The organism is Frankia sp. AgKG'84/4 (assembly GCF_023242965.2).
Taxonomy (GTDB): Bacteria; Actinomycetota; Actinomycetes; order Frankiales; family Frankiaceae; genus Frankia.
In genome coordinates, this window is sequence record NZ_JALKFU020000744.1 from 1 (window position 1) to 508 (window position 508).

Annotated in this window: 1 pseudogene; it reads right to left on the reverse strand. The window is 68.1% G+C overall.

Annotated features, from left to right (window positions below):
• Positions 1-508 (reverse strand): annotated as a pseudogene (locus MXD58_RS24910) (hypothetical protein); the annotation flags it as partial.

The window sequence follows — 508 nt, forward strand, 5'->3', positions numbered from 1 at the left end:
TGAGCAGCCAGGTCCAGCGGATGGCCTGCTCGGGGTGACGCAGCCGGGCGGCGGTCCAGCCGAGCTGGGACTTCATCAGCTTGAAGGTGTGTTCCATGTCGAAGCGGCGCAGGTAGGCCCGCCAGCACACGTCCAGGTCTGGTGTGTCAGGGCCGGAGTGCCATAGCCACATGGTCCGGTGCGGGCTGCGACCGTCGGGGAGGCGTTCCACCCGGACCTCGATCACGGTGCCCTCGATGATCGGGAGGCGGGTGAACAGCTCGTCGCCGAGACGGGCGAAGTAGCCGGTGCGTGCCACGCGCTGGTGCATGCGGTGCCAGGCCCGGACCTCGACCCGTCCGTAGTTGGTCGTGTCGGGCACGATCAGCAGCTGGTCAGGGCGGCGCAGGTTCACCGGCGTGTTGAGGGCGAAGCGGTGGCCGTGGCTGCCCCTTGGAACAGCTTTCCGAGAGCGCGGACAACGAGAAGTAGCAGACCGGATTCTGGGCGAGGCGTTCGACGGGCTTCG